Genomic DNA, 23,319 nt, shown 5'->3' on the forward strand with positions numbered 1-23,319 from the left:
ATGAACTCTTCCAATCTGGTCGGAGTTTTCGGAGGGAGCTTTGATCCTCCTCATCTAGGTCATGCAGAAGTTGCCAAAAGTTTTTGGGAAAATTTTCCGAATGCTCAAGAACTTCTGATCGTTCCGAACCATACTTCTCCCTGGAAACAGAATAAAAAAACCGCGCCGGAACTCATCTTAGATCTTGTCCGAGTACAGTTCCAGAGCTTTCCGAATACAAAAATTTGGGACTGGGAAATCAAAAGAGAAACTCCCAGCTATACGGAAGAAACTATTTTAGAACTTTTGAAAGTTCAATCTGGTGCCGAACTTGCCCTTTTGATCGGAGAAGACAATTATTCCGAATTCCATAAATGGAAAAACTGGGAAAATATTTTGGATAAGGTCCATTATCTGTTAGTGTTCAGAAGATTTTCAGAATCCATTCCTCAAAATAGGAATCTGCAAATATTCCAAAATAAGATCGTATTTCTTCGGAACCGGATCATAGAAGCTGCTTCCGTAAATTTAAGAGAAGAACTTCCTAAATGTATTTTGAACAATAGGAAACCGATTGCATTGTCGGATGAAGTGTGGGATATCATACTTAAGAATAGATCTTACACTTGAACAACCAATCATACTCACCGATGCTTCCAAATACTACTCCAGAGCAAATCATATATTTTACAGAAATTGTTCCGAAGGAAATCACCAAGACCCGCTGGGAACATAGCCTTAGGGTGGCCGAGATCGCAGAAGAACTTGCAACTGTTCATTCTCCGAATGAAACCAAGGAAGCTTATTTAGCAGGTGTAGTTCACGATATTACCAAACAAAAAACCAAAGAATTCCATTTGGAACTCTTTGCAAAATCCGGTGACTCTGAATCTCCAAAACTTCCAGAAGCTGCCTGGCATTCCAGGTCCGCCGTATATTATCTGGAAACGGAATACGGTTTAAAAACAAGAGCCGTTTTAGATGCAGTGAAACATCATACGCTTGGCGGAGAAGACCTCAAACTTTTAGATCATATATTGTACGCAGCCGACTTTTTAGGTTCCGAGTTTGCAGAAAGGCATAAGGAATATTCGGAATGGAGAAGCAAGGCCAAGGAAAATCTTTACTTTGCCGTTTTAAATAAGGCAATCCATACGATGCAGGGACTTTTTGATCATAAAAGAGAAATCCATAAAAGGACCATCTCTATGTATCATTTCGCCTTGGGGAAATTATCCAATTGACAGGGTTATTTTTTCTTTCTGAATGGAATCCGAGGCTTTGATTTGAGTCCTAACAAACCGATTCGACCTTTTAATCTTTTTCCATTATGGATCGCGGCAGGCTTTCTATTTTTGGCATTGTTATTTTTTCTATTTCGTAATTTCAGAAGGACCGGCTTGGACGAAAAGATCAGTTCAGGTAAACCGATCCATATTCTTTTCCATGCAGTAGGAAATGACGACGTATACGAGTTCGGATTTTTAGCGACGATCTTCCCTTCTCAAGAAAGAGTCGGCTTATTTTTCTTTCATCCGATCACTACATTCGAAGATCCGGAAGATAGTTTAGAACAAATTAAATCCAAAGCAACATCGGCAGTAAAAGATGCTGTTCAGGATATCTTAGGCTCTAAGCCGAATTATACAGTAAAGATCAACGCTTCTTCCTTCATTAAGATTGTAGATATCTTAGGTGGAGTGAATTTATACACTGATAATCGCACTAATAGAGTTTCTCCTTCCTATGTGAGAGAACCTGGTTTGTATTCTTATTCAGGAGAAGATGCGTATGATTACGTTTCTTATATGGATAAGAAGGAAACCTTGGACTATTTGGATCGTATCAGCAGGCAAGAAAGCGCTGTTCTATCTATTTACGAAACTTTGTATGAAAACAAAGAACTTCTGAATTCATTTTGGTCGGAGATGGTGTTCAATCTGATAGATTCCGATTTTTCCAAAGAGGATTTTTACACTCTTCTAAAATTTGCTACTTCTCATAGACTGGCATTCGGGATCACTGAACTCCCTGGGGAGCCAGCTTTAGATCCAAAAACAAGGCGTTTGTTCTTAACCGCAGACCCTGCGAGAGCTTCCGTTGCAGTTCGAAAATTTCATAAAGATGTATCTGCTGAAATTTTCACCGACGGAGAATACGCCAGAACGGAAGTATTAAACGGAACTGATGTAGCCGGTCTTGCAAAAGATGTTAGAACTACTTTAGCGGATAAAAGGATTAAGGTCCTTTCTGTGGACAATGCCTGGACAAAGGATATCAAAAAAACGGTCATCTTAGATCGTTCAGGAAACACCGCAGTAGCGGATAAAATTTCATCCATATTAGAAAAAACAAAAGTATACCATGTATTAAGAAAGGACCTAGGATTGGACTCTACCGTTCTCTTAGGATCCGATATAGAGCCTAAAAAATAAATATGAGTCCTTCTCCCAAAAATACCCCGGAAAACACGATGGAAATCCTGAAAACTATCTATAAGATCATGCAGGATAAAAAATGCGAAGAGATCGCGGTTCTAAACCTTGAATCCGTGCATTCATACTTAAGCTTCTTTTTGATTTGCACTGTGAACTCCGCAGTGCAAGCAAATGCAGTAGCGAGAGAGATCAAAAAAGCATTAAAAAGTTTTAAATTACCTCATAAAGAAACGGATAAAACAGGAACATCCGCTTCTTCCGGTTGGACATTGCTGGACTATGGCGAATTTATAGTCCATATCATGACCCCGGAAAAAAGAGAATATTATAATCTAGATAGACTTTGGAGAGATGCAGAGCGAATAGAACTCTCTTAATCTTCCACCAATTTTGCTCTTAAGCTAGACCAGTCCGACACTGGGAGTTCGCAGTGGAATCCTACGCAGACGTATGCTTTCACTCCTCCTCCTGAATTTCTATTTCTTAGAAGTAAGAATTTTTCTCCATTCTCCTCCGCTTCCTTATCGTTAGCCCAAACAAGTACCGTTTCAGGTAAGAATAAGGATCCAACACCTTTCCATATCGGTAATAATTCTTCTTGAGAGGAATATACTACTGCAAGTTCTCTTCCGGGAGATTTTCTAAGCCATAAAGCGGAAAGCATACACGGATAATTCATCGGATAAGTTTCCAATTCAGGTTTGAAATACGAAAAGATTGAATCCGCATATTGTAGATATTTTTCCGAATCCACCACACCTAACTTGGAAAGAAGAACGAATACATTCGCAAAGGAACTATTGGCAGAAGGTTCGACTCCATCATATCCATCTACTGTTCTTCTAAGTAATGATTCTCCATCTATACCCGAATCAAAAAACACACCGGAAGGGCTTCTAAAAAGCCGGATTGCTTCCTCTGTATAACGGATCGCATTCTCCAAATATCTAAACCCTTTTCCGGCTTGGAATAGGTATAAGGAAGCCAATACGAATTCCGCATAATCAGTGCTATACGCTAGGAACCTGGCCTCTCCTTCTCTAAATCTTCTAAGTAATCTTCCGTCCTCTCGGATCAGATTTTTTTCTAAGAATTTATATGTTTCTTCCGCTTCTCTTAATAGATCTCCGTCTCCGAATGCCATTGCGGCTTTTGTCAGTGCCTTGATATACAAACAATTCCAAGAGAATAGGATCTTATCGTCTCTAAGAGGTCTGATCCTTTCAGAACGTTTTTCTAAAAGTTTTTTTCTATTTCTGGAAACGATCTCTTCTAACTCGGAAGGCTCCAAACCATGAAGCCTAGAAAAATTCATCCTGAATGATTCATGCAGAATATTTTTCTCTTCGAAATTTCCTTTTTCGGTAATATTCCAAAATTCATCTAAAAGAGAAGAGTCTTGTCCACAAACTTCTCTCACTTCTTCTTTTGTCCATAGGTAGAATAGTCCTTCTTCTCCTTCCGAATCCGCGTCTTCCGCACTTGCAATTCCGCCACCTGATAATCTCATATCACGATGAAGATATTCGATCACATCGTAGGCATAGTCCTTGTATCTTTCTTCGCCTACCGCTTGGTAACATTCTACTAAAGCTTCCAAAAAGAGAGAATTATCGTACAACATCTTTTCGAAATGAGGAACCAACCAATGATGATCGGTAGAGTATCTACAAAGGCCTCCACCGATCTGGTCGTAGATCCCACCTTTCTTCATCGCAGTTAAGGTCTCCTCTACCATTTCGAGAGCTTTCGGTTCGCCGGTAGATTTATGATAACGTAATAAAAAGCTAAGCCCCATGCTAGGTGGAAATTTATTTACGGAATTGGATTTGAAGCCTGCATAATCCGGATCATACAATCGATCATATAATAGAAATCCATTCTCGAATACTTCCGATCCTGGAGAAGACATCTCGGTTGTTCCCGCAAGCGCTTTAGCTTCTTCAGATTCTTTCAAGTGTTTGGTCAGATCTTCCGAAGCCTCGAGTAATTCTTCTTTTTTATCTTTCCATAAACCGGATAGAATTCCCAAAACTTCCGTGAAACTTTTTCGACCATACTTGGGAACTGGAGGAAAATAAGTACCACCTGTAATCGGCTTGCCTTCAGGTGTTAGGAACATATTCAAAGGCCAGCCTCCTTGCTGTCCCATGGCATGTAACGCATCCATATAGATCCGATCCACATCCGGTCTTTCTTCCCGATCTACCTTAATGGAAACGTAATCTCTATTTAAAACTTCGGCAGTCGTTTCATTCTCAAACGATTCCTTCTCCATTACATGGCACCAATGGCAGGTAGCATAACCGATGGATAAGAAGATCATTTTATTCTCGGATTTTGCCTTTGTAAATGCCTCTTCTGACCAAGGAAACCAATCCACTGGATTGGTAGAATGTTGGAGTAGATAAGGACTTTTTTCAGACGCGAGTCGGTTCAATTTTTTATCTGGAGTTTTCATCGATTTTAAGCTGTCTAGACTTTTACTTTAGATTTTTCGATTTGGCAAATTCTTCCGAACCAAAAACCATGCTCCGTAGGAAGACCAACGACACTATGCTTAGGCCTGCAAATATTCCTTGGTTAAGGAAATTTTATCTGCGACTCTTGCTTGTCGGAGCTTTTGGTTTTCCAGCTTCACAGTTCGCCCAAGAGTTAGACCCTTCCCTTCAAAATAGACCTAGAGTTCTTAAACTCACGTTGAAAGAAGCGGTCAATTATGTCCTAGCGAATAATATCACAGTTAGAAACGCTGGGATGGAATTCGTGAAAGCGGATACTGCCGAGTTAAAAAATCTATCTCAATATGCATGGACGCTGGTCGGCGGTTTTTCGAAAACAAAAACTAATCTTCCTCTGAATAATAATAACGTTCTCTCCGGGACAAAGATCTCAAACGATCGGGTAAACGTAGGGATCCAGAAAAACTTCCAAACTCTGACTTATTTTAGCTTAGAACTGAGCCATACTAGATTTGACGCGGACGCATTCGAGACTCAGGCAGCTGCTGCGAGGCTAGGTGCAGTCGGTTCTTATTTAGCAGCTCCTCCTCAATACACGGATGCATTGACTGTAACTCTTGGTCAGGAACTTTTAAAGTATTCTTTCGGCCAAACTGAGAAGGAAAAACAAAAAGTCTTACAACAAAACGCGGTCATTCGTAGGGATGAGTTAGTTAATATTCTCGCACAGCTTGTAGTAAAAACTCTGGTAGATTATTGGAGTTTGAGTGTTTACGATTCTCAGGTAGAAACATTCGATAGATTAGAGAAGAATACCAAGAATATTCGGGATCTTACCGTAAGGAAACGTAATCTGGGTCTTTCCGAAGGATTCGAAGTCAATCAATGGAATAGTGCTCTCACTCAAACTGAAAACAGTTTAGAAAGAGCAAGACTTGCTAGATCGGAAGCAGAAAGAAATTTGATCCGAGTTTTGAACGTAGATCCAAGTTCTAAAATTTCAGGAATTACGGATCTCCAAGAAAGAGTACCGAACGATATTAATCCTACCAAAGATTATCAATACGCATTGGATCATAGAATTGATCTAAAAAATTTGATCCGCCAAAGACAGATCGCAGAATTAGAACTGAAGATCAAAAATGCGGAAGATATGCCTTCTTTAAAGATTACTGGAAGTTATTCCACGAGAGGACAGACATTCTTAAATCCTCAGACAAACTATGTGAATCCTGATACCGGGATGATGTCTTTTAAGTATCCGGAAAAAACTTTAAATTTCGCATTATCTTATCCTTTATTCGATACAGGGATCCAAACAGATATCAGAGATGCAAAACTCAAACTGGATATCTTGTCTAAACAAGAAACAGAACTTAGGACTCTGATCAAAGAAGAGTTGGACAATAGATATTATGCAATCGTTGCAGGACAGGAACTTTTAGAAACCGCAAACACTCGTAAAGAAGAAGCGGAGAAGTTCTACAGAGGTGTCCAAGCGCGTTTCAATCAAGGAAGGTTTACCGCAGTATTAGTTAAGTCCGCTCTGGATGGTTTGATCCAAGCTGAGTTGCAAGTAGCTCAAGCAAGGATTAACTTTAATGTGGACATCATCCGCTACGAACTAGCGAGAAATTCAGTTTTCGAAAAGTTCGGAGTGAATGTGGATGAGATCGTAGACACGATCATCAAAAACGAAGTAGCTAAAGCACAACAAGCTACTCCATCTAATAACTAACAATAATATCTATTAAGCTTTTGGAATAGAAGGGATTTCCAATTGGATTGGCTCCCCTTCTAACGCTTTTAAAAATTCGATCAAATCCTTTTTGTCCTGATCGGAAAGTTCCGCAGGTTTTAACATTGGATCATGCACCGCTTTGGAATGGCCACCTTCCGCAAAATGGTTCACTGTATCTTCTATCGATCCGAAAATCCCATTGTGCATGAATGTTTTCTTTTTGGTGACATCCCTTAATGTAGGAGTTCTAACCTTATCTTTGATCCCTGCAAGACCTGTCGTATGTAATTCAGAATCGGAGAAGTTTGGACCTTGGTGGCATTGGATACATTTTGCCTTGTTCTGAAAAACATTCCAACCTCGGATCTGAGCCGGAGTGAGCGCTGTATCTTCCCCCATTACAAATTTATCAAAGCTAGAATTTTTACTTACGATCGTTCTTTGGAAGGTGGAAAGAGCTAATACGATCCTTTCTGCTGAAATTTCAGGATCTCCATATGCCTTTTCAAATAGTTCCTTATAACCTTGGATAGAAGAGATCCTTTGTACAAGCTTTGTTTCATTCTGGAACATCAGTTTAGAATGTACTTTGTCTTTTACAAGATCTTCTAATTCTTTTGCTTCCGGATCCTTAAACACATCTTTATACAATGCTACATTGGTAAGAGAAGGAGCAGGATTATGGATCTTAGTACGAGGAAAACCTTCGGAGGGAGAAGCGGTATTATGACAGCTCGCGCAACTTACATCTTGGTTGAAAGAAAGTCTAGAATCGAAATATAAAGTTTTGCCAAGCTCCACCTTTTCTTGATTGAATGGGTTATTGCTAGGATGAATTACACTTTTAACAACAAATCCTTCCAATTCACGGATTGGTTTCTTTTCCTTACATACAATCAATCCTAAGATCGAAACAAAGAAAAGGATCAGGAAAAAAATACGCTTCATAGTTCCTAATCCAGGATGCTTAAAAGAATGCCTCTGTCAATCTCCTAATCAGAACCATTCCAAAAGTCGCCTGAGACCATTTCTCAAAGAAAATTCAAAACAATGTCACAAGATATTACCCGCATTCGTCTTGCCTTTAGAACCGGAGGCAAGTATGTCAAAGAAAAAGGTATTGATCGTAGGTGGAGGTTACGCAGGGATCGCAGCGGCAAACAGATTGGCGCGCAAAAGTTCCGGGGTAGAAATTACTCTGATCACTGCAGAACCTACTTTTAGAGAAAAGATCAGAAACCACCAAGTGATCGCAGGAACCAAAGGAAAAGATTTCCAGATCCGAAATTTATTGAATCCGAAGGTAAGTCTTATCATCCAAAGAGTAGAAAGAATATCTCCGAAAGAAAACAAAGTTCTCTTAAATGATGGAACCACTTTCGAATACGATTACCTGGGTTATACAACAGGAATGAGAGCAGGAGATCCAGGAAGTAAGGGGATCAACTATTTCTCAGTAGCAAGTTTCCAGGATTCGGAAAGATTGCGAAAAGAATTAAGCAATCATCCTAATGCAAAAATTACCGTATTAGGTGGAGGACTTTCAGGGATAGAAGTAGCTACAGAACTCGCCGAAAATTATCCATTTGCAAAAATAACACTTTTGGATTCGGATAAGATCGGGAAAAATTTCTCACCTGGTGCAGTTCTCTATATGAAAGAAGTCCTGAAAAATCTACATGTGAACCTGATCGAAGGAGAAAGAGGAGAATATCTATTGGAAGATAAGATCAAAACTTCCAGTGGCACACAAGTCCTTCATGATTATTGCGTGATCTCCGCAGGTCTCATCGCCTCCGATCTGGGAAAAAATTCAGGTTTGGAATCCAATAAAATCGGCCAGGTTTACTTGAATAGGTACATGCAAGTTCCTGAATATTCCAATATTATCGGAGCAGGAGACGGAGTAAAGATCCCGGGAGAAGAATATTCTTATTTGAGAATGGCCTGTGCAACAGCTCTTCCAATGGGAATTTACATGGGAGAAAGGATATCAAACTTATTAGGAAATAAATCTATAATAGGACAAAAACCTTTCGAATTAGCGTATGTAGGGCGTTGTGTAAGTTTAGGGAGAAAAGAAGGCCTGTTCCAATTCTTGAACTATGACGATAGTCCTAAGGACAAATTTTGGACTGGAAGATTAGGAGCCTTCGTGAAAGAGCTTATTTGCAAATTCACAGTCTTCTCCTTTAAAGCCGAAAAATATTTCGATTTTTATGCGATCCCTCAACCTAAAGAGAATACTTTAGTCAAACAAAACGAAAGATTAGCGACGATAGAAAAATGAATACCCAGGAAAGACTAGATCAATTTATAGAAAACAAAGGTTTGGTCTTTGGGATCGCCTATAAGATGACAGGAAGCGTTGTAGAAGCTGAGGATATAGTGCAGGAGACTTTTCTGAGATGGGAAAAATCCAAGGAAGAAAAAATTAGATCTCCAAAAGCATTCTTATCCACTGTTGCAGCCAGACTCTCCCTGGATTCTCTCCGAAAAGCAAAAAGAAAAAGGGAAACGTATATAGGTCCCTGGTTACCGGAGCCATTGGCTCCGGAACCTATGGAAGAAGAGCTAGATCCTGAAACATTGGATCTAGCATTTTTGCATCTATTAGAAAAATTGAATCCGATCGAAAGAGCGGTATTTCTACTCAGAGAAAGTTTCGAGATGGGATACGATTCCATTTCTAAAGTTGTGGGGAAAAATCAGGAGAACTGTAGGCAAATTTTAAAACGAGCAAAAGAATCACTTAAATCGGATCGCAAAAAATACGATGCTCCCTCCGAAAAAAGGAAAAAGATTTTCCGTGATTTTTTACTCGCTTCTTCCAAAGGAAAACCGGAACTACTGGTTCCTTTTCTAAAGGAAGAGATCGTTCTTTGGTCGGATGGCGGAGGAAAAGTAAACGCCGCAAGGATCCCGATTATTGGAAAAGAAAGAGCTTCCCATTTTTATATTCGAACCGGAAGTAATAAGCTCAAATACACTTTGGATTTCTATTTTGGAATGGTAAATGGTGCGGAAGCTTTGATCGGTTATTACAAAGATCAACCCGCTTATATGCAAAATTTCTTAATAGACGAAGATGGAATTTCCAAAATCTATTCAGTCCTAAATCCGGATAAATTAAAATCGATGGAGAACAAACAAAAGTTAATTGATGAAGGATTGATCTATCCTCTCGAAAACTTTTTATTATTCCCCCATACCTATCGCAAGAAGGTAGCAAAATGGCTAAACCCGGTTGCCAAATTAGTAAAATGGGCAATCGTAAGGTGAAAAGCAATTAACATAGGATAATCTGTTTATCTATAGATACCTTTCTTCCTTTCTTGACTTGGACTCGTTTTGGGTAGAAGATCCGAGTATGAAACGAATACTAACGACAAATCTATTACTTGGTTTGTTACTCATTCAATGCAGTGGAGGAGAGAAGATGGAAACAGTTTTAGAAAACAAAAAACCATCCCCAAAATTACCGGACGGATATTATACTTCAAAGTTAGGAAAGATCGCCTATTGGATAGAAGGAAAAGGAAAACCGATCTTTCTACTCCATTCGGCAGGGCATGATCATAACGATTTCGAATCGATTGCACCAAGTTTATCAGAAAAATATAAAGTAATTTCATTGGATTGGCCAGGTCACGGTTTATCCGAGAATCCTCAACCTGCAGCCTCCGCTTCTGCAGTAGAATATGCGGAAATATTGCCTGACCTAGTCAAACAGCTCGCTCCGGAAGGAGGGATCTTTATCGGAAACTCACTGGGAGGATTCGCTTCTATGAATCTTGCCCTGAAAAAACCGGAACTTGTAAAAGGACTAGTAATCGTGGATAGTGGAGGCTTAAATGATCCGGACTGGATCACTAAAAGTTTTGCAGGATTAAAATCCAAAGTTTGGTTTACCGGACTCGTTTGGAACTTCTTCCCGAATCATTATATAAAAATAAGAAACAAATATACTGAGTCCATCCTAACAAGGATCAAAGAGAGAGAAGACGTAGAAGGCGCAAAAGAAGTGAACGCTTCGATCTGGAAAAGTTTTTTGGACGAAAGACATGATCTAAGAGAAAAGGTATCCCAGATACAAGCTCCAACCTTGATCGTATGGGGAGAATTTGACCCGGTCATAGATCCAAAACTCGCACTTAAACTTCATGAGAAAGTGAAAGGCTCCAAACTCGCCTATCTAAAGACTGGACACGTCCCTTTTGCAGAAAATCCAAAAGAATTCTTAAAGGTAACCCTTCCCTTTTTGGATTCTATCTAAACGTTTTTGGATTTTTCCAATAATTAGATTTGTAAAATTTCCGTTTGCGGGCTAAATCCGTAAACGGGAATTGTATGGATCAGAAAGATCATCCTTGGGAAAAAATTTACCAAACCGTGAACCGGGTCTCTCCCATCCCTAAAGAAGTCTGGAAAAAATCAGAACAATTATATACGATCCGCAAATTAGAATACGGTGATTTCCTGATCAAACAAGGCGCACAACCCACTGAGTTTGCATTCGTATTCTCAGGCGTCTTGAGAGAATATTATCTCACCGACCAAGGCAACGAGTACATCAAAAGTTTCAATTTCCCGGGAGACTTTACAGGGTCTTATTTCGATCTACTTACCGAACAACCTTCTACTTGCAATATCAGAGCAATCACCGATTGCGAACTCGCAGTCGCAAAATTTTCAGAATTTAGAAAACTATTCTCCCAAGACATCGCCTGGGAAAGGCTCGGAAGAATATTCGCAGAGAACTTATTCTTAAAAAAAGCAAGAAGAGAATATGAACTCTTAGCTTTAAGTGCAGAAGAAAGATATGATCTTCTATTAGAATCCAGACCTGATATAGAAGAACTTGTTCCTCAATACCATATCGCCTCTTATTTAGGGATTACACCCGTGTCTTTAAGCAGGATCCGAGCGAAGAGAAAATAAAAAAGGCGCCGGGGAAACCGACGCCTTCGTAAAGCTTTGCAATATTAGAAAATTCTTATTTTGCGGAAGCTGCTTCACGGATCACATAAGCTGCGATCTCGTTTTTCTGAATTTGAGTAGTTCCTTCGAAGATACAAAGGATTTTCGCGTCTCTCATCAGTTTTTCAACTGGATACTCTTTAGTGTAACCATATCCGCCGAAAATTTGAACCGCGTCAGTAGCCGCTTTCATAGCAGTCTCTGAGCAATAAGCTTTCGCGATTGCGGAATATTTCGGAAGACGAGGATCCTCAGCGTCAGACATACGAGCAGAAAGATAACAAATCTGACGTGCAGTTTCTACACCGATAGACATATCCGCAAGCATGTGCTGAACAGCTTGGAAGCTGGAAATTTTAGAACCGAACTGCTCTCTTTGGCGAGCGTATTTAGATGCGTGATCTAAAGCAGCTTGAGCAACACCCACTCCCATAGCAGCAACGTATGGACGAGATGCGTTCAGAGTTTGAAGTGCGTAGATGAATCCAAGGTTTTCTTTTCCGATCATGTTAGCTTCTTCAACTGCACAATCTTCGAAGATGATCTGACGAGTGTCAGATGCACGAATACCGAGTTTATCTTCTTTTTTACCAACGATCAAACCTGGAGTATCACGTTTAACGTAGAAGCAGGAAACTCCACGAGTTCCTCGGCCTTTATCGGTATAAGCAAAAACGGTATAAGCTCCAGCGCTTCCACCACCGGTAATCCATTGTTTGGTTCCGTTGATGACCCATTTGTCGCCTTTTTTAACTGCAGTAGTGCTCATACCAGGGACGTCGGAACCTGCGCCAGGCTCGGAAAGACAGAAAGAAACTCCGTATTCTCCATCAACGACTGGTTGAAGCCATTTTTTCTTTTGTTCGTGGCTTGCACCTTTCATGATTGGAAGGATACCAAGGCCGGTATAACCAAAACAAAGGCTGATACCGAGACATCCTCTGGAAAGTTCTTCGGTAACTAAACACTGCTCTACGGAACCAAGTCCCCATCCACCGTATTCTTCAGGGATAGTGAGTCCGTTGACTCCTAACTCGGTTCTCATTCTATTGATAAGTTCTTCTGGATGTTTATTTGCTTCGTCCCAATGGATAGCAACTTCATGGGTGATCTCTTTCTTAACGAAAGAACGAATCGTGTCCCTAATCTCGATCTGCTGCTCAGTCAGTTCCTGATACATTTTTTTCCCTTCTTGCGAGAGTTTCTAGTCCTAATTTTTCGCCAGGGTCGATTCAAGCAAGAAAAACATGGCTGATTAAACGTTCATTTTAGCCCTAATGGGACAGAATTCCCGGAAATCTCGTTATTTTCCTAGATTTTGGCGATCCGAAAGCATATAAAAAACAGAACGTTCGTTCTGTTAATGTTTCTTACGTATAATATTCAGGAAATAAATTGAGTAAACCATAGAGAAGCGGCTTGTCTGATAGATTGCCTATCCGGTTTGCCATCGGAAGCCCAGGCAATCATTCCATCCGGACGGATGAACACTGCGCTTAAACCCAACTGCTCTTTCGCCTTTCCAGAAACATACTTCACTTGATCTCCGTATTCATTCGCCAAGGTTTTTAGTGAAGTATTCGTATCGAAATCAAGAAGTATCCCTTGGCTGTCCCGCATAAATTCGCCAATCCTTCTACCGTCTTCAAACTCGAAGTTCGGAACACTATAACCGACTAAAGGATGAGCGTTACCTAGATCATAATGGGTGAAAATTCCCCACACTCTTCCCGCCATATAAGTAGCGACATCGCGAGTTTCCATAAGATCTCTAATAATTGAGTTCAATGCACGAGCTTGCGGGTTTGGCTTCATGATCGTAACCTGAGCTCGCGACCAATCCAAAACCTGAGCACCAATTGGGTATCTTTCTGTATAATAAGTATCCAGCAAACCTTCGGGCGCCTTTTTATGAATCGTTGCTGCAAGTTTCCATCCAAGATTCATAGCATCTCCCAATCCAAGATTCAACCCCTGTCCTCCTAAAGGAGAATGAATATGCGCTGCATCGCCAGCTAAAAGAATCCTTCCATTACGGTAGCTTGTCGCCTGTCTTGCTCTGTCCGTCCAAGTAGTTGCGAAATGAAGAGCATTTATTGTGACATCTGTATTCGAAATACGACGTAGGACTTCCTGCACATGTTCCAATGTGATTTGCTTTTCCGAACTATGGAATGCCCCTCCGTCAAAATCCTGAATCACGATGAAGCCAGGTTGAGATTGCAAATACATACCTCTATCAGTCAGATTCCGTCCTGGACTAAGTTTCTCCGGATCGGCGATATCAACCTTAGTAGAATAGCCTGTAAATTCCGGTTCGGTACTTTCGAATTCAAAGCCTCCCAACTTGCGAACAACACTTCGAGCTCCGTCGCAGCCCACAAGCCAATGACCTTGAAAGGATTGTTCGCCCGATTGAACAATTACTCCATCTTCGGTTTGATGAAAGGAAGTTAATTCAAATCCTCTCTTGATCTCCACGCCTAAGACTTCTGTTCGGCGAGTCAGCACAGTTTCGATCTCTTCCATTTCCGATATTAGATTGGTTTCGGTAGAACTTGTTAGGCGATGTTTCCACAGAGAAGTGTCGATATCACCTTCATGAAATGGGATGCCCGCAAAATGCCCTACCTGACGACGTGGTCCTTGTTGAACAGAAGTTGCATGAGGATTCTTAAGACGTTTATGTATTTCAAGTTCTTCTAATAATCCTCTGCGATAAAGAGCTTCAATACTTGGGGCGGAAAGTCCACGTATTCCGAAAGGAAGTCGTTTGAATGGGGATTGAGGACTCTTAGCTTTTTCTAATATCAGAACTTGGCATTTAGCTAAGGCAAGCTCGCAGGCTAAAAAAAGTCCGACTGGCCCTGCTCCAGAAATAATTACATCGTAAATCGGTTGATCGTGTTTCATTTATTCCACCCATTCTTCAAGACTTTAAACGTGAGATTTAACGCTTCCTTTGGAGATGGCGAATTACATGCAAAGCTCACACCCTCTAAAATCAACTTTGCAATACAGTCCGCCTCCATTTTGTTCACACCGGAATCGCTTTGAATTTCTTTAGCTAAAGTATTTTCATAACGAGCCCATAATCCTCGCAGATAGGAAGTAAGTTCAGGCGTAGATCTGATAAGCTTTCCGAAACCGGAAAAGGTTTTCTTATCTGGCGGATTAAATAACTTACTTGAGAAAAAATATTGATAGAGAGCGTCCAGAATGGATTGGCCTTTCTTCCGATCTCTAATCGCTTTCAAAATATCTGAATCTATCTCATCCTCAAGATCGAAGATGAGAGACTCTTTGGTCGGAAAATAATTGAAAAGTGTAGTAACGGCAACTTCGGCTTTCTCGGCTATTTCAGCAATAGTAACGGCATCGTATCCTTTTTCGATAAATAGATCACGAGCAAGATCCGAAATAAGCTTTCGAGTTTTGGCCTTCTTTATTTCACGCAATCCCATACTGGAGCCTCTTCTATAACCGAGATCAATATTGAGCATACGAGACTCTAAAAACAATATCAAGTATAATATTGTAGTAACTACATTTTTATATTAAGACCAATAATTAAGAATGATAGAAAAACGCAAACCTGTGACTTTGTGGTATTTGGGCACTTCTCGACCGCGCGGATCGGTTTTTTTGTAAAAGTGCGCCCCACCCTACTCTGGGTGGGGGCCGGTGCGGTGGTACACAAAAAAAAGCTTCGATCCAATCGGATCGTTTTGATTTCATCTGTAATCTCGTTTGACCTCGATTCTCTCGGTCACCGACTCAAGCACGCTGGTCGCCTTCTCACTCTTGCGATCGTTGCGAAGGGGGGCCGGTTCGGTGGTACACAAAGGCCCGCCATAACATATTTCCCTCCACTTGGCGAGAAAAATTTATCGCTACTTCTTATGTTGGAATTCCTACAATGGAATCTTTATTCGGAAATTTGTTTACTTTAGAAAGTAAAAATGAATAAATATTTCGGGAGAGACTTCATGATACAAAGCGTAGTGGCACCAATCGTTTCTGGAATAGCTGGATTTATTTGTGCCTTTCTTTTTAGCGGCCCTCTTTATTTCGGCCTTTCTAAATTCCTAAATTTACCTTCGCAGGAAGAGAAGAAAAATCTTGGGCTTCGAATATTTTTAAATTTCTGTGTCTTCTTGGCCACTGCATTTTCTATCTCATTGATCTTACAATATATGAGCTTACAAAATAAAGCTCAAGGCCAATCCATTGCTTTTATTTTATGGTTCGGTTTTATATTTACATCCAGTTCTATCGATGTGATCTGGAAAGGGAAACATCTGAAGTTATGGATTTTTGAATCTATATCATCCCTGATCACAATCCAAGTCTTAATGTTCGTTCTATTACTATTTTATAAATAAAACAAGCTCGCCTTAGTCTTACAGTCGATTTTATTTGAAGTTAGATTCGTTTTGACTCAGTGCACACCGACCCATCTCGAATACCATAAGTAAAAATCTATTTAACAGGAGTAGAAATACTTTGGTGTCCTGGATGGATCTGAATTTTCGGGAACTTAGCCGCAACCGTTTGCAACAAATCTAGACTCATTTTATTCCTTTCCAAGTCCTTGCTATAATCTCCTGGAGTCACGTTATTAAGCCAACCCCAACTTGTATGACAAGTATCCCCTGTAATTAGTTGTACACCGTTCGTGGTTTTTATCAAAAATGCAATACTACCTTCCGTATGTCCTGGAACGGAAATTATATAAAGAGATTGGTCGCCAAAAAAATCTAAAAATTTAATTGGTGCACCTTCTCTTCCGAAGAAGTTTAATTCTGAAATGGTAGTATCCTGTCCGAGTAATGTATCCGTACTTCCTTGTACAAAAAGGTGTAAAAAACGAGAATCCCCCGGCTCGTTCTGCCCGGTATACACGGAAGTTCCTACTGGAAAATCTTGAGTGCCCAAAATATGATCCAAATGCAAATGAGTAATGAAAATACCTGCTACGTTTTTCGGTTCTTTTTGCAGCCACTCCTTAATCGTCGTATGAATCTTAAGCTCACCTAACTTCATTTGGGAAGCAACTATACCTGCTACGGGCCATTCTTTTTTATCTTTGCGAAATATATCGCCAAGTCCGGTATCTATTACATATCTGCCGAACTTAGGATGATCCATTACATAAAAATAAATTTGGATCGGTTCCAGGCCGGATTGCAAACTCGCAGCAACGGCCTTTGGATCCTTTAAATTGATCAAACCTGCACGTTCCGCCACCCAATCCGCAGCTACAATTTTTTTCAGGACGATCGGCCCTTTGTCGGAAGAATTTATATCTTGGATACCTACTGGAGTTCCTTTATTCACTAGAACAGAGCGATTGGAAGTAACTGCACAAGCGGTTAGGATCCCGAAAGAGATAAATGAAAAAATGATTCGTTGGATTTTCACAAGAGATAGTCCTTATACAGTTAAGATAGTTCGAAAAGAATTTTGAAGTCCAGTGTCTTTTAACTAAATTACTTTATCTTTTTTTAGCTCTTCTATCTCTGAGTCGGTATAACCCAAAGATTTTAGAATCTCCTGATTGTGCTCTCCATGATCAGGAGGGTCCGTTCTGTAGGTAACCTTGCTTTCCGAAAAAGGAAAAGGAGAACCGAATTGTATATAGTCACCGTATTGTTTATGTGTACGATCCAGGATCATACCCTTCTCTCTTAAAACTGGATCTTTGGAAACTTCGTCCAGGGTTTTGACAGGAGTAAGACATGAATCAGGATTTTGGAATATAGGTTCAAGGTCGGCAAAAGTTTTAGAGGAGAAGTGTTCAGTCAGGATCTTCTTCCATTCTGCAAAATGTGTCTCTGCTATCGGAACTTTTTCCAAATGTGTATCAAGCCCGGACTGTCTTAAGAATGTTTTGAAAAACATTTCTTCCAAGGCACCGAGTGCAACCCAACGTCCTTCTTTGGTTTTATAAGTGGAATAGTTAGGAAGTTTTCCAGATAATAATTCGTTTCCGCCTTCCGGATTTTTTCCTGTAGCAGAATAGATCCCGCCATACAAAGAGATGAACTGGAGAGAAGCTTCCATCATGGAAATCGCGATCTTTTGACCACGACCAGTTTTCTCTCTATAATATAATGCTGCCAAGATAGATGAAAGTGCAGTTAACGTTCCGCCGCCTATATCCGCCAACTGGAATCCCGGAGCCTGAGGATTTTTTCCTGTTTGGTCCAATACTCCGGAGAGTGATAGATAATTCAGATCATGTCCCGCAAAATCTTTATAGGCACCGGAATCTCCATAGCCGTAGATCCCGCAGTAGATCAGTTTTGGGAATTTTTCCTTTAGATCATCGTAACCAAGACCCATTTTCGAAAGTCCGTCCGGGCGAAATCCTTCCAGCAATATATCAGCATCTTCTAATAGTTTAAATAAGATCTCTTTTGATTTTTCTCTTTTCAGATTTAGTGTGATCGCTTTTTTATTTCTGTTTAACATCAGATATAAAGAAGGTGCGCCATTTTCTTTTTTGAACATCACTCTAGTTGCATCCATTGCTCTTGGATTTTCTATTTTGATGATCTCGGCTCCCATATCTCCCAAATACATGGAGCATAAAGGGCCTGGTAGCAATAAGCTTAAATCTACTACCTTAACTCCAGAAAGTGGACCTTTGTTCATTTTTATATTCCTGAATAATAGACTTCGGACCTGTTTAGATCCAGAATGTGGGATGAAAAGTGTTTTTTGTTATTAAAAAACGGCGTTCAATCAGAGGCTTCTTCGCTCAACTCTTCGCTGCTCTTTCCCCAACGCCATCTTGTATAATCTTCCGCAGTAGCGAAAGTATACCCTTCTGCTTTCAATTTTTCTATGATGTACGGTAAGACTTCTTTCGTAGTAGGATGGGTATCATGGAATAAGATCACTACCCCTTGTCCCTCCGTTTTATATACTAACGAGTTATAGATACGATCCATTTTCTTTCTGAATTTTTCGTTATCCGGATTGATCCTTGAACCTTTTTCATACCATTCTCCCTTTACCCATTCTTTGGAATCTGTCGAATCGAATTCTTTGGTCCACATGAATACGAAACCTTTTCCTTGGAGCGCGGAGCTAACCCTTTTCCGGACTGTTTCGTTTTTTGTTCTAATATATGGAGAACCGAAAGGAGGCCTGATCCATATTAATTTTCCAGAATATTCTCCCAGCTCATTTTGATATAATTTTTGGTTTTCTTCTAATTGGCTTTCAATTCTTTTCGGAGACATATATGCGAAGTTTTGGTGACCAAGAGTGTGATTTCCTATCGTATGACCTTCTTCTTTCATTCGGATCAATACTGTTTTGTATTTTCGGAAACTATTTCCTCTTGTACTCGCCTTAGGCAACCAAGCGCCGCATACGAAGAATGTAGCTTTCACGTTTTCTTTTTTGAGTACATCCAATACCTCGGAGGTCCAGTCAGAAGGTCCGTCATCGAATGTTAAAAATGCAGTTTTAGGAGGGAGTGGATCTCCTTCATAATATCCGATAGGATTGTTTTTACGATCTGTTTGGATATTTGTAGAAGTTTCGAAACTGGAACAGTAGATTAAAAATAGTAAAGAAAAGGATAAGGCGGTCTTCATAAAACTCATACCATCCTATAAAGTTGAAAAACTTTAAGCTTGGACCGGTTTGAATTTTAGCTTATAGTCCTGCTACCTGGGCTTCAGGAGCGAAGCGACTATCCTCCTGCAATTAGACTCCAGGAGTAACGATCTCGGTCACGATTTGAGTTCGAGATCACTACTCTATTCGGTTTATTATTTATTAACTTTACGACTATGCGAACATTTCCGCAGAGGTCAACCATACGCCTGCAAGTATTAAACCTATCCCTGTCCATTGGGTCCAGTTTAGTTCTTCTTTAAAAAATATCGCGGAAGCTACAAGCACGATGATAAATCCTGCAGATGTGAAGAGCGGATAAGCTAAAGATAATTTTAATCCATTACCTAAAACCCATCTATAACCTAATAACGCGATCCCGAAAGAAGCAAGTCCAGCAAAGAACACCGGATGTAAAAATGCTTTGATCAATCCTTCTATTCCGGAAGCCGTATTTGTTTTATCTCCTAAAGAACTTGCCTTGATTAAAATATTTGCTAAAGCATTGAAGAATAATGCGACTACGAAAATGATTATCACCGTTAATTTCATCTATCTCTCTCAAGAATTCGATTATTGTTTTCTTGTAATCTCCCGTTAGGAAGAGTGTATTATCCCTCTTTTGGGATTCGGTCGAAACTCCGAATTCCTGTCCATCGAAAGCAAAGGGAAAGAAATAGCAAGGGCAAATCTTGAATGGATAGAAAAACATTTAACTTCCGTGGGATCAAACTTTCTTATATAGATGCAGGTAATAAATCTTCGGATCCAATCTTGATCGCTCATGCTAATGGATTTTCTGCAGGTTGTTATTCTTACTTTATCAAAAAACTTTCTGAAACTCATAGGGTTCTTGCTTTAGATTTCTGCGGTCATGGCGGATCAGAACCGAACATGGAATGGAAAGATTGGTTTTTTTTCCGAGATCAAGTTTTAGCTCTGATTGAAACGGAAGATCTGAAAGATGTTGTGGGAGTTGGGCATTCTTTGGGAGGAGCAAGCATTCTTCTTTCTTCTTATAAAAGACCGGATCTGTTTCGTAAAATTTTTGCAATGGATCCTGTGATCTTAAATTTTGCTTATGCTCTTCTTGCCTTAGCTTTCGATAATCCATTAGCGAAAGGTGCTATAAAAAGAAGAAGAGAATTTAAAGACCTAACTCTTGTCAAAAAAGCATTTAGAAAGACTCCTACATTTGTGAATTGGTCGGATGAGGTCTTCGAAGATTATTTAAATTCATGTTTCAAAAAAGAAGGAGATAAATGGGCCTTATGTTGTCCTCCTGAATTAGAAGCTAAAATTTTTAACTCAGTCAGTTTCTTAAGTTTGTTACAATATAGAAGGATCAAGACGGAAACTCATATCACAATCCCCAGAAAATACGAAGTATGTTCTCCTTCTGCAGCAAAAAGGATCGTGAGCGGAAATCCGAACTCAAGCTTAGAGTTATGGGATGATATTTCCCATTTTTTTCCATTTGAACGTCCTGAAAAAACCCTGGAAAGAATCATTCAAAAATTATAATTCGGTATTCGGGAAATGGAAGAATCTCAAATCGGAACATTATTCTATTTCGGAGCCAGGGTGTTCTTGGCCCAGAAAGGACTGACCACAGATCCCCACTCTCACTATGCGGTTTCAATCCTGATATCTTTGACTTCTAAGTTCAAAGTGATCGAAGAGTCGGGCAATGTATTAGAATTCCAAGCAGTGGTTTTGGCTCCGAATACATATCATACTCTTTCTGCAGAAAACTCCGATCTAATCGTTTTACAAATCGATCCGTATGGAATCGACTATGCTTCTGTTGCTGCCAGGTTCGGAAGAAAGGGAATCTCAGAGATCCCTTTCGAAAACTTAGAACCCGTTCTTTCCAGATGTAAAAACCTATTTCACGAAAAAGTAAATTGCCATACTGCTAAAGAACTTTTCGAAGATATCCTTGCTTGCGTTGGAACGGAAAAACCTTCCAGAGTTTCTCTAGATCCCAGGGTTTTATCTGCAACTCTTAGGATGAAATCGGCACTCCCCGGCTCCATCTCCGTTCCGGAACTTGCAAAAGAAGCAGGATTTTCTGAAACTAGATTTATGCATGTTTTCAAACTGCAAATGGGTTTACCGGTCAGACAATACCAACTTTGGTTAAGACTTCACGAAGCAGCAAAATTATTGAAAGAAGGTGGAAATCTTACGGAAGCCTCTCATGCAGCAGGTTTCGCGGACCAAGCACATTTAAGTCGGACTTTTAAAAGAATGTTTGGCGTGCAACCTTCTAAGTTTTTAGGTGCAAACACAAACGTCGCAGTTCATTTTTGTGTTTAATATTATAAGAAAGAAAAAGCCCGCGTACGGCAGGCGTTTGATGAAAGTAAAAGAGAATGTTAGTGAGCAGTGCTGAAGTTTTTGAGTTTGCCTTGTGCCGCTAATTCTTTACGAACCGCTTCTTGCACATCTTTTCTGTATCCTAATTCGAAGAACACGTCTGCGATTACGAAAATAGGAGCAGATACTATCGCTTGGAATAAATTATCGAACAATGCAGGACGGCTTTTTTCAAAGATAAAATGTCCGTAAAACTGAGCTCCCCAACCTACTAACTGAGCGATCGCAAAGATGCTCCATGCAGCGGTCGAAGTCAATGACAGTGTAATGTATTGAGCCAGAAACATCAAAGACCCGAACACTACAGTAGTCGCAAGAGCGAAAATAAGATCCAAGGTGAAATAGTAAGCAAGCACGACGAGCCCGAATACGGTAGCCGCAGTCACTGTATAACCGAAAACATTAACTAACTCTAATCTATTAAGCACCAAAAATAGGGTGAAGGTGATGGTAGGAACTCCTAACACGTGGATCCACACGTTTCTTTTTTCTTGGTGGTACGCAGAATAGAATGCCATTTCCTTAGCGAATTTCATGGATAAAACTCCTCACAATTTCAGCTCCAGTATATACCCGAATTCCCGATTTCGGCTTGAACGAACCTGCCATTTTTAGAAAAAAAATCCGTTGCGTAATACCCGTTCGAAATAAACCATTGAGTCGTTCGTTTAACCTTTTCGACTAGGAAACTTATGCCTTACATTAATTTAAAAGTAGCCGGACCACTTACAAAAGAGCAAAAACAGCAAATAACTAAAGAATTTACGGAAACTCTTACAAAAGTTGCTGCAAGACCTCCTGAATCTACCTATATCGTGATCGACGAAGTCTCCAGAGAGAATTGGGCTGTAGGCGGAAAACTCCTAGAATAAAAATGGATACGATCTTTTTCGCGGCCTCCAAACTAGCGGGGGCCTTCTTATTTCCATTACCTGCATCCTTACTTCTGCTGGTATTTTTTGGCCTCAGACTTCCTAAATTCAAATATAAGGTCTGGATTTTAGTTCCAACACTCGTTATCTGGGTGGCTTCTACGGATAGCTTTTCTCAATGGCTGGTTAAGGGCCTGGAAGAAAAACATCCTCCAGTTCGTTTGGAAACTTTGGAAAACTCGGATGCGATTTTAGTTTTGGGTGGGGCAGTTGATAACTTGGCCTTATACGACGGGCAGGTCCAGTTAACTTCTGCTGCGGAACGAATGACTGACGCTGTGCTATTATTCCAAAAAAGAAAAGCGCCTCGTATCGTTTTTACCGGAGGTTCCGGGAATTTATTCTTCCAAACTAAAAAAGAATCTGACTTTGCTCTCCAGTTCTTTCAATCATTAGGAGTTCCTACAAAGGCAGTTTTTCTGGAAAATGAAAGCAGGAACACTAAAGAGAACGCGGAAAAAACGGCAGAACTTTTTCGTAAAAACAAATGGAAGTCTGCGATATTAATCACTTCCGCTTTTCATATGGAAAGATCCTTGCTGGTATTTGCAAACACTGGAATTAAGATCCATCCTTGGCCAACGGACTATAGGTCCAGGGTCAAAATTCTGACTATTGACGATTTTATACCTTCTTCCCAAAGTTTGGAGAATACGAGCATCGCCTGGAAAGAGAGAATAGGCCTATTCGTTTACGGGTTGAGAGAGAGTATTTCCACTTTTCTTCCCCTCCGTATCCGATATCCTTGGTCTAAGGACTGGAATTAAACA

At 40.1% G+C, this 23,319-nt stretch carries 24 protein-coding genes; 14 read left to right on the forward strand and 10 right to left on the reverse strand.

Annotated features, from left to right (window positions below; all coding sequences use genetic code 11):
* The 4 genes from CH352_RS15035 to rsfS are packed head-to-tail and all read left to right on the forward strand — an operon-like array spanning nucleotide 1 to nucleotide 2,794.
* Nucleotides 1-609, forward strand: coding sequence for a nicotinate-nicotinamide nucleotide adenylyltransferase (locus CH352_RS15035; protein WP_100706724.1), 609 nt, complete (start codon nucleotides 1-3; stop codon nucleotides 607-609).
* Nucleotides 610-629: 20 nt separating this feature from the next.
* A complete protein-coding gene (gene yqeK, locus CH352_RS15040; RefSeq protein ID WP_100706723.1) occupies nucleotides 630-1,223 on the forward strand; it encodes a bis(5'-nucleosyl)-tetraphosphatase (symmetrical) YqeK in 594 nt (197 codons plus the stop codon).
* Between the two features lie 42 nt (nucleotides 1,224-1,265).
* A complete protein-coding gene (locus tag CH352_RS15045) occupies nucleotides 1,266-2,414 on the forward strand; it encodes an LCP family protein (RefSeq protein ID WP_100706722.1) in 1,149 nt (382 codons plus the stop codon).
* Between the two features lie 2 nt (nucleotides 2,415-2,416).
* On the forward strand, nucleotides 2,417-2,794 hold the full coding sequence (gene rsfS, locus CH352_RS15050; protein WP_100706721.1) for a ribosome silencing factor: 378 nt from the start codon (nucleotides 2,417-2,419) through the stop codon (nucleotides 2,792-2,794).
* Here rsfS and CH352_RS15055 read toward each other — a convergent pair.
* Nucleotides 2,791-4,878, reverse strand: coding sequence for a thioredoxin domain-containing protein (locus tag CH352_RS15055; protein ID WP_100706720.1), 2,088 nt, complete (start codon nucleotides 4,876-4,878; stop codon nucleotides 2,791-2,793). The genes rsfS and CH352_RS15055 overlap by 4 nt on opposite strands.
* A 95-nt stretch (nucleotides 4,879-4,973) precedes the next feature.
* Here CH352_RS15055 and CH352_RS15060 point away from each other — a divergent pair, with 95 nt between their 5' ends.
* Nucleotides 4,974-6,617: a TolC family protein gene (locus CH352_RS15060; RefSeq protein WP_100706719.1), complete on the forward strand. Its 1,644-nt coding sequence runs from the start codon at nucleotides 4,974-4,976 to the stop codon at nucleotides 6,615-6,617.
* 12 nt (nucleotides 6,618-6,629) lie between these two features.
* On the opposite strand, the gene CH352_RS15065 is transcribed toward CH352_RS15060, so the two are convergent.
* On the reverse strand, nucleotides 6,630-7,568 hold the full coding sequence (locus CH352_RS15065; RefSeq protein ID WP_100706718.1) for a cytochrome-c peroxidase: 939 nt from the start codon (nucleotides 7,566-7,568) through the stop codon (nucleotides 6,630-6,632).
* Between the two features lie 154 nt (nucleotides 7,569-7,722).
* Between CH352_RS15065 and CH352_RS15070 the strand changes: the two genes are divergently transcribed.
* From CH352_RS15070 to CH352_RS15085, 4 genes are all read left to right on the forward strand, one after another.
* A complete protein-coding gene (locus tag CH352_RS15070; RefSeq protein WP_100706717.1) occupies nucleotides 7,723-8,910 on the forward strand; it encodes an NAD(P)/FAD-dependent oxidoreductase in 1,188 nt (395 codons plus the stop codon).
* Complete coding sequence (gene sigJ, locus CH352_RS15075; RefSeq protein WP_100706716.1) at nucleotides 8,907-9,902, forward strand: RNA polymerase sigma factor SigJ; 996 nt, start codon at nucleotides 8,907-8,909, stop codon at nucleotides 9,900-9,902. The genes CH352_RS15070 and sigJ overlap by 4 nt, the downstream gene beginning before the upstream one ends.
* Before the next feature lie 157 nt (nucleotides 9,903-10,059).
* A complete protein-coding gene (locus tag CH352_RS15080) occupies nucleotides 10,060-10,896 on the forward strand; it encodes an alpha/beta fold hydrolase (RefSeq protein WP_100706715.1) in 837 nt (278 codons plus the stop codon).
* 74 nt (nucleotides 10,897-10,970) lie between these two features.
* Entirely contained in the window at nucleotides 10,971-11,561 is a 591-nt protein-coding gene (locus CH352_RS15085) for a Crp/Fnr family transcriptional regulator (RefSeq protein ID WP_100706714.1), read from the forward strand.
* Nucleotides 11,562-11,616: 55 nt separating this feature from the next.
* Here the strand turns inward: CH352_RS15085 and CH352_RS15090 are convergent, their stop codons facing one another.
* From CH352_RS15090 to CH352_RS15100, 3 genes are all read right to left on the reverse strand, one after another.
* On the reverse strand, nucleotides 11,617-12,780 hold the full coding sequence (locus tag CH352_RS15090) for an acyl-CoA dehydrogenase family protein (protein ID WP_100706713.1): 1,164 nt from the start codon (nucleotides 12,778-12,780) through the stop codon (nucleotides 11,617-11,619).
* 203 nt (nucleotides 12,781-12,983) lie between these two features.
* Entirely contained in the window at nucleotides 12,984-14,513 is a 1,530-nt protein-coding gene (locus CH352_RS15095) for an FAD-dependent monooxygenase (RefSeq protein WP_100706712.1), read from the reverse strand.
* Nucleotides 14,510-15,103, reverse strand: a complete 594-nt coding sequence (locus CH352_RS15100; RefSeq protein ID WP_243396319.1) for a TetR/AcrR family transcriptional regulator — start codon at nucleotides 15,101-15,103, stop codon at nucleotides 14,510-14,512. Before CH352_RS15100 ends, CH352_RS15095 begins: the two co-directional genes overlap by 4 nt.
* A gap of 486 nt (nucleotides 15,104-15,589) precedes the next feature.
* Here CH352_RS15100 and CH352_RS15110 point away from each other — a divergent pair, with 486 nt between their 5' ends.
* Nucleotides 15,590-15,985 (forward strand): DUF1761 family protein, encoded by a 396-nt coding sequence (locus CH352_RS15110; protein WP_100706967.1) that lies wholly within the window; start codon nucleotides 15,590-15,592, stop codon nucleotides 15,983-15,985.
* Nucleotides 15,986-16,082: 97 nt separating this feature from the next.
* Here the strand turns inward: CH352_RS15110 and CH352_RS15115 are convergent, their stop codons facing one another.
* The 4 genes from CH352_RS15115 to CH352_RS15130 form a co-directional block, all read right to left on the reverse strand.
* Nucleotides 16,083-17,024 (reverse strand): MBL fold metallo-hydrolase, encoded by a 942-nt coding sequence (locus tag CH352_RS15115; RefSeq protein ID WP_100706710.1) that lies wholly within the window; start codon nucleotides 17,022-17,024, stop codon nucleotides 16,083-16,085.
* Nucleotides 17,025-17,087: 63 nt separating this feature from the next.
* A complete protein-coding gene (locus CH352_RS15120) occupies nucleotides 17,088-18,260 on the reverse strand; it encodes a CaiB/BaiF CoA transferase family protein (RefSeq protein ID WP_100706709.1) in 1,173 nt (390 codons plus the stop codon).
* An 86-nt stretch (nucleotides 18,261-18,346) separates the two neighbouring features.
* Nucleotides 18,347-19,213, reverse strand: a complete 867-nt coding sequence (locus CH352_RS15125; RefSeq protein ID WP_100706708.1) for a polysaccharide deacetylase family protein — start codon at nucleotides 19,211-19,213, stop codon at nucleotides 18,347-18,349.
* Nucleotides 19,214-19,409: 196 nt separating this feature from the next.
* On the reverse strand, nucleotides 19,410-19,787 hold the full coding sequence (locus CH352_RS15130; protein ID WP_100706707.1) for an SMR family transporter: 378 nt from the start codon (nucleotides 19,785-19,787) through the stop codon (nucleotides 19,410-19,412).
* Between the two features lie 144 nt (nucleotides 19,788-19,931).
* On the opposite strand from CH352_RS15130, the gene CH352_RS15135 reads away from it, so the two are divergent.
* Nucleotides 19,932-20,759, forward strand: coding sequence for an alpha/beta fold hydrolase (locus tag CH352_RS15135; protein WP_100706706.1), 828 nt, complete (start codon nucleotides 19,932-19,934; stop codon nucleotides 20,757-20,759).
* A gap of 15 nt (nucleotides 20,760-20,774) precedes the next feature.
* Nucleotides 20,775-21,557, forward strand: coding sequence for a helix-turn-helix transcriptional regulator (locus CH352_RS15140; RefSeq protein ID WP_100706705.1), 783 nt, complete (start codon nucleotides 20,775-20,777; stop codon nucleotides 21,555-21,557).
* Nucleotides 21,558-21,616: 59 nt separating this feature from the next.
* Here CH352_RS15140 and CH352_RS15145 read toward each other — a convergent pair whose 3' ends face one another.
* On the reverse strand, nucleotides 21,617-22,153 hold the full coding sequence (locus CH352_RS15145) for an Mpo1 family 2-hydroxy fatty acid dioxygenase (protein ID WP_100706704.1): 537 nt from the start codon (nucleotides 22,151-22,153) through the stop codon (nucleotides 21,617-21,619).
* A 156-nt stretch (nucleotides 22,154-22,309) separates the two neighbouring features.
* Between CH352_RS15145 and CH352_RS15150 the strand changes: the two genes are divergently transcribed.
* Nucleotides 22,310-22,489, forward strand: a complete 180-nt coding sequence (locus CH352_RS15150; protein WP_100706703.1) for a tautomerase family protein — start codon at nucleotides 22,310-22,312, stop codon at nucleotides 22,487-22,489.
* Between the two features lie 2 nt (nucleotides 22,490-22,491).
* Nucleotides 22,492-23,316 carry a YdcF family protein gene (locus CH352_RS15155; protein ID WP_100706702.1) on the forward strand — a complete coding sequence of 275 codons (825 nt, stop codon included), beginning with the start codon at nucleotides 22,492-22,494 and terminating at the stop codon, nucleotides 23,314-23,316.
* The last annotated feature ends 3 nt before the right edge of the window (nucleotides 23,317-23,319 follow it).

Source organism: Leptospira hartskeerlii, from assembly GCF_002811475.1.
Lineage (GTDB): Bacteria > Spirochaetota > Leptospiria > Leptospirales > Leptospiraceae > Leptospira_B > Leptospira_B hartskeerlii.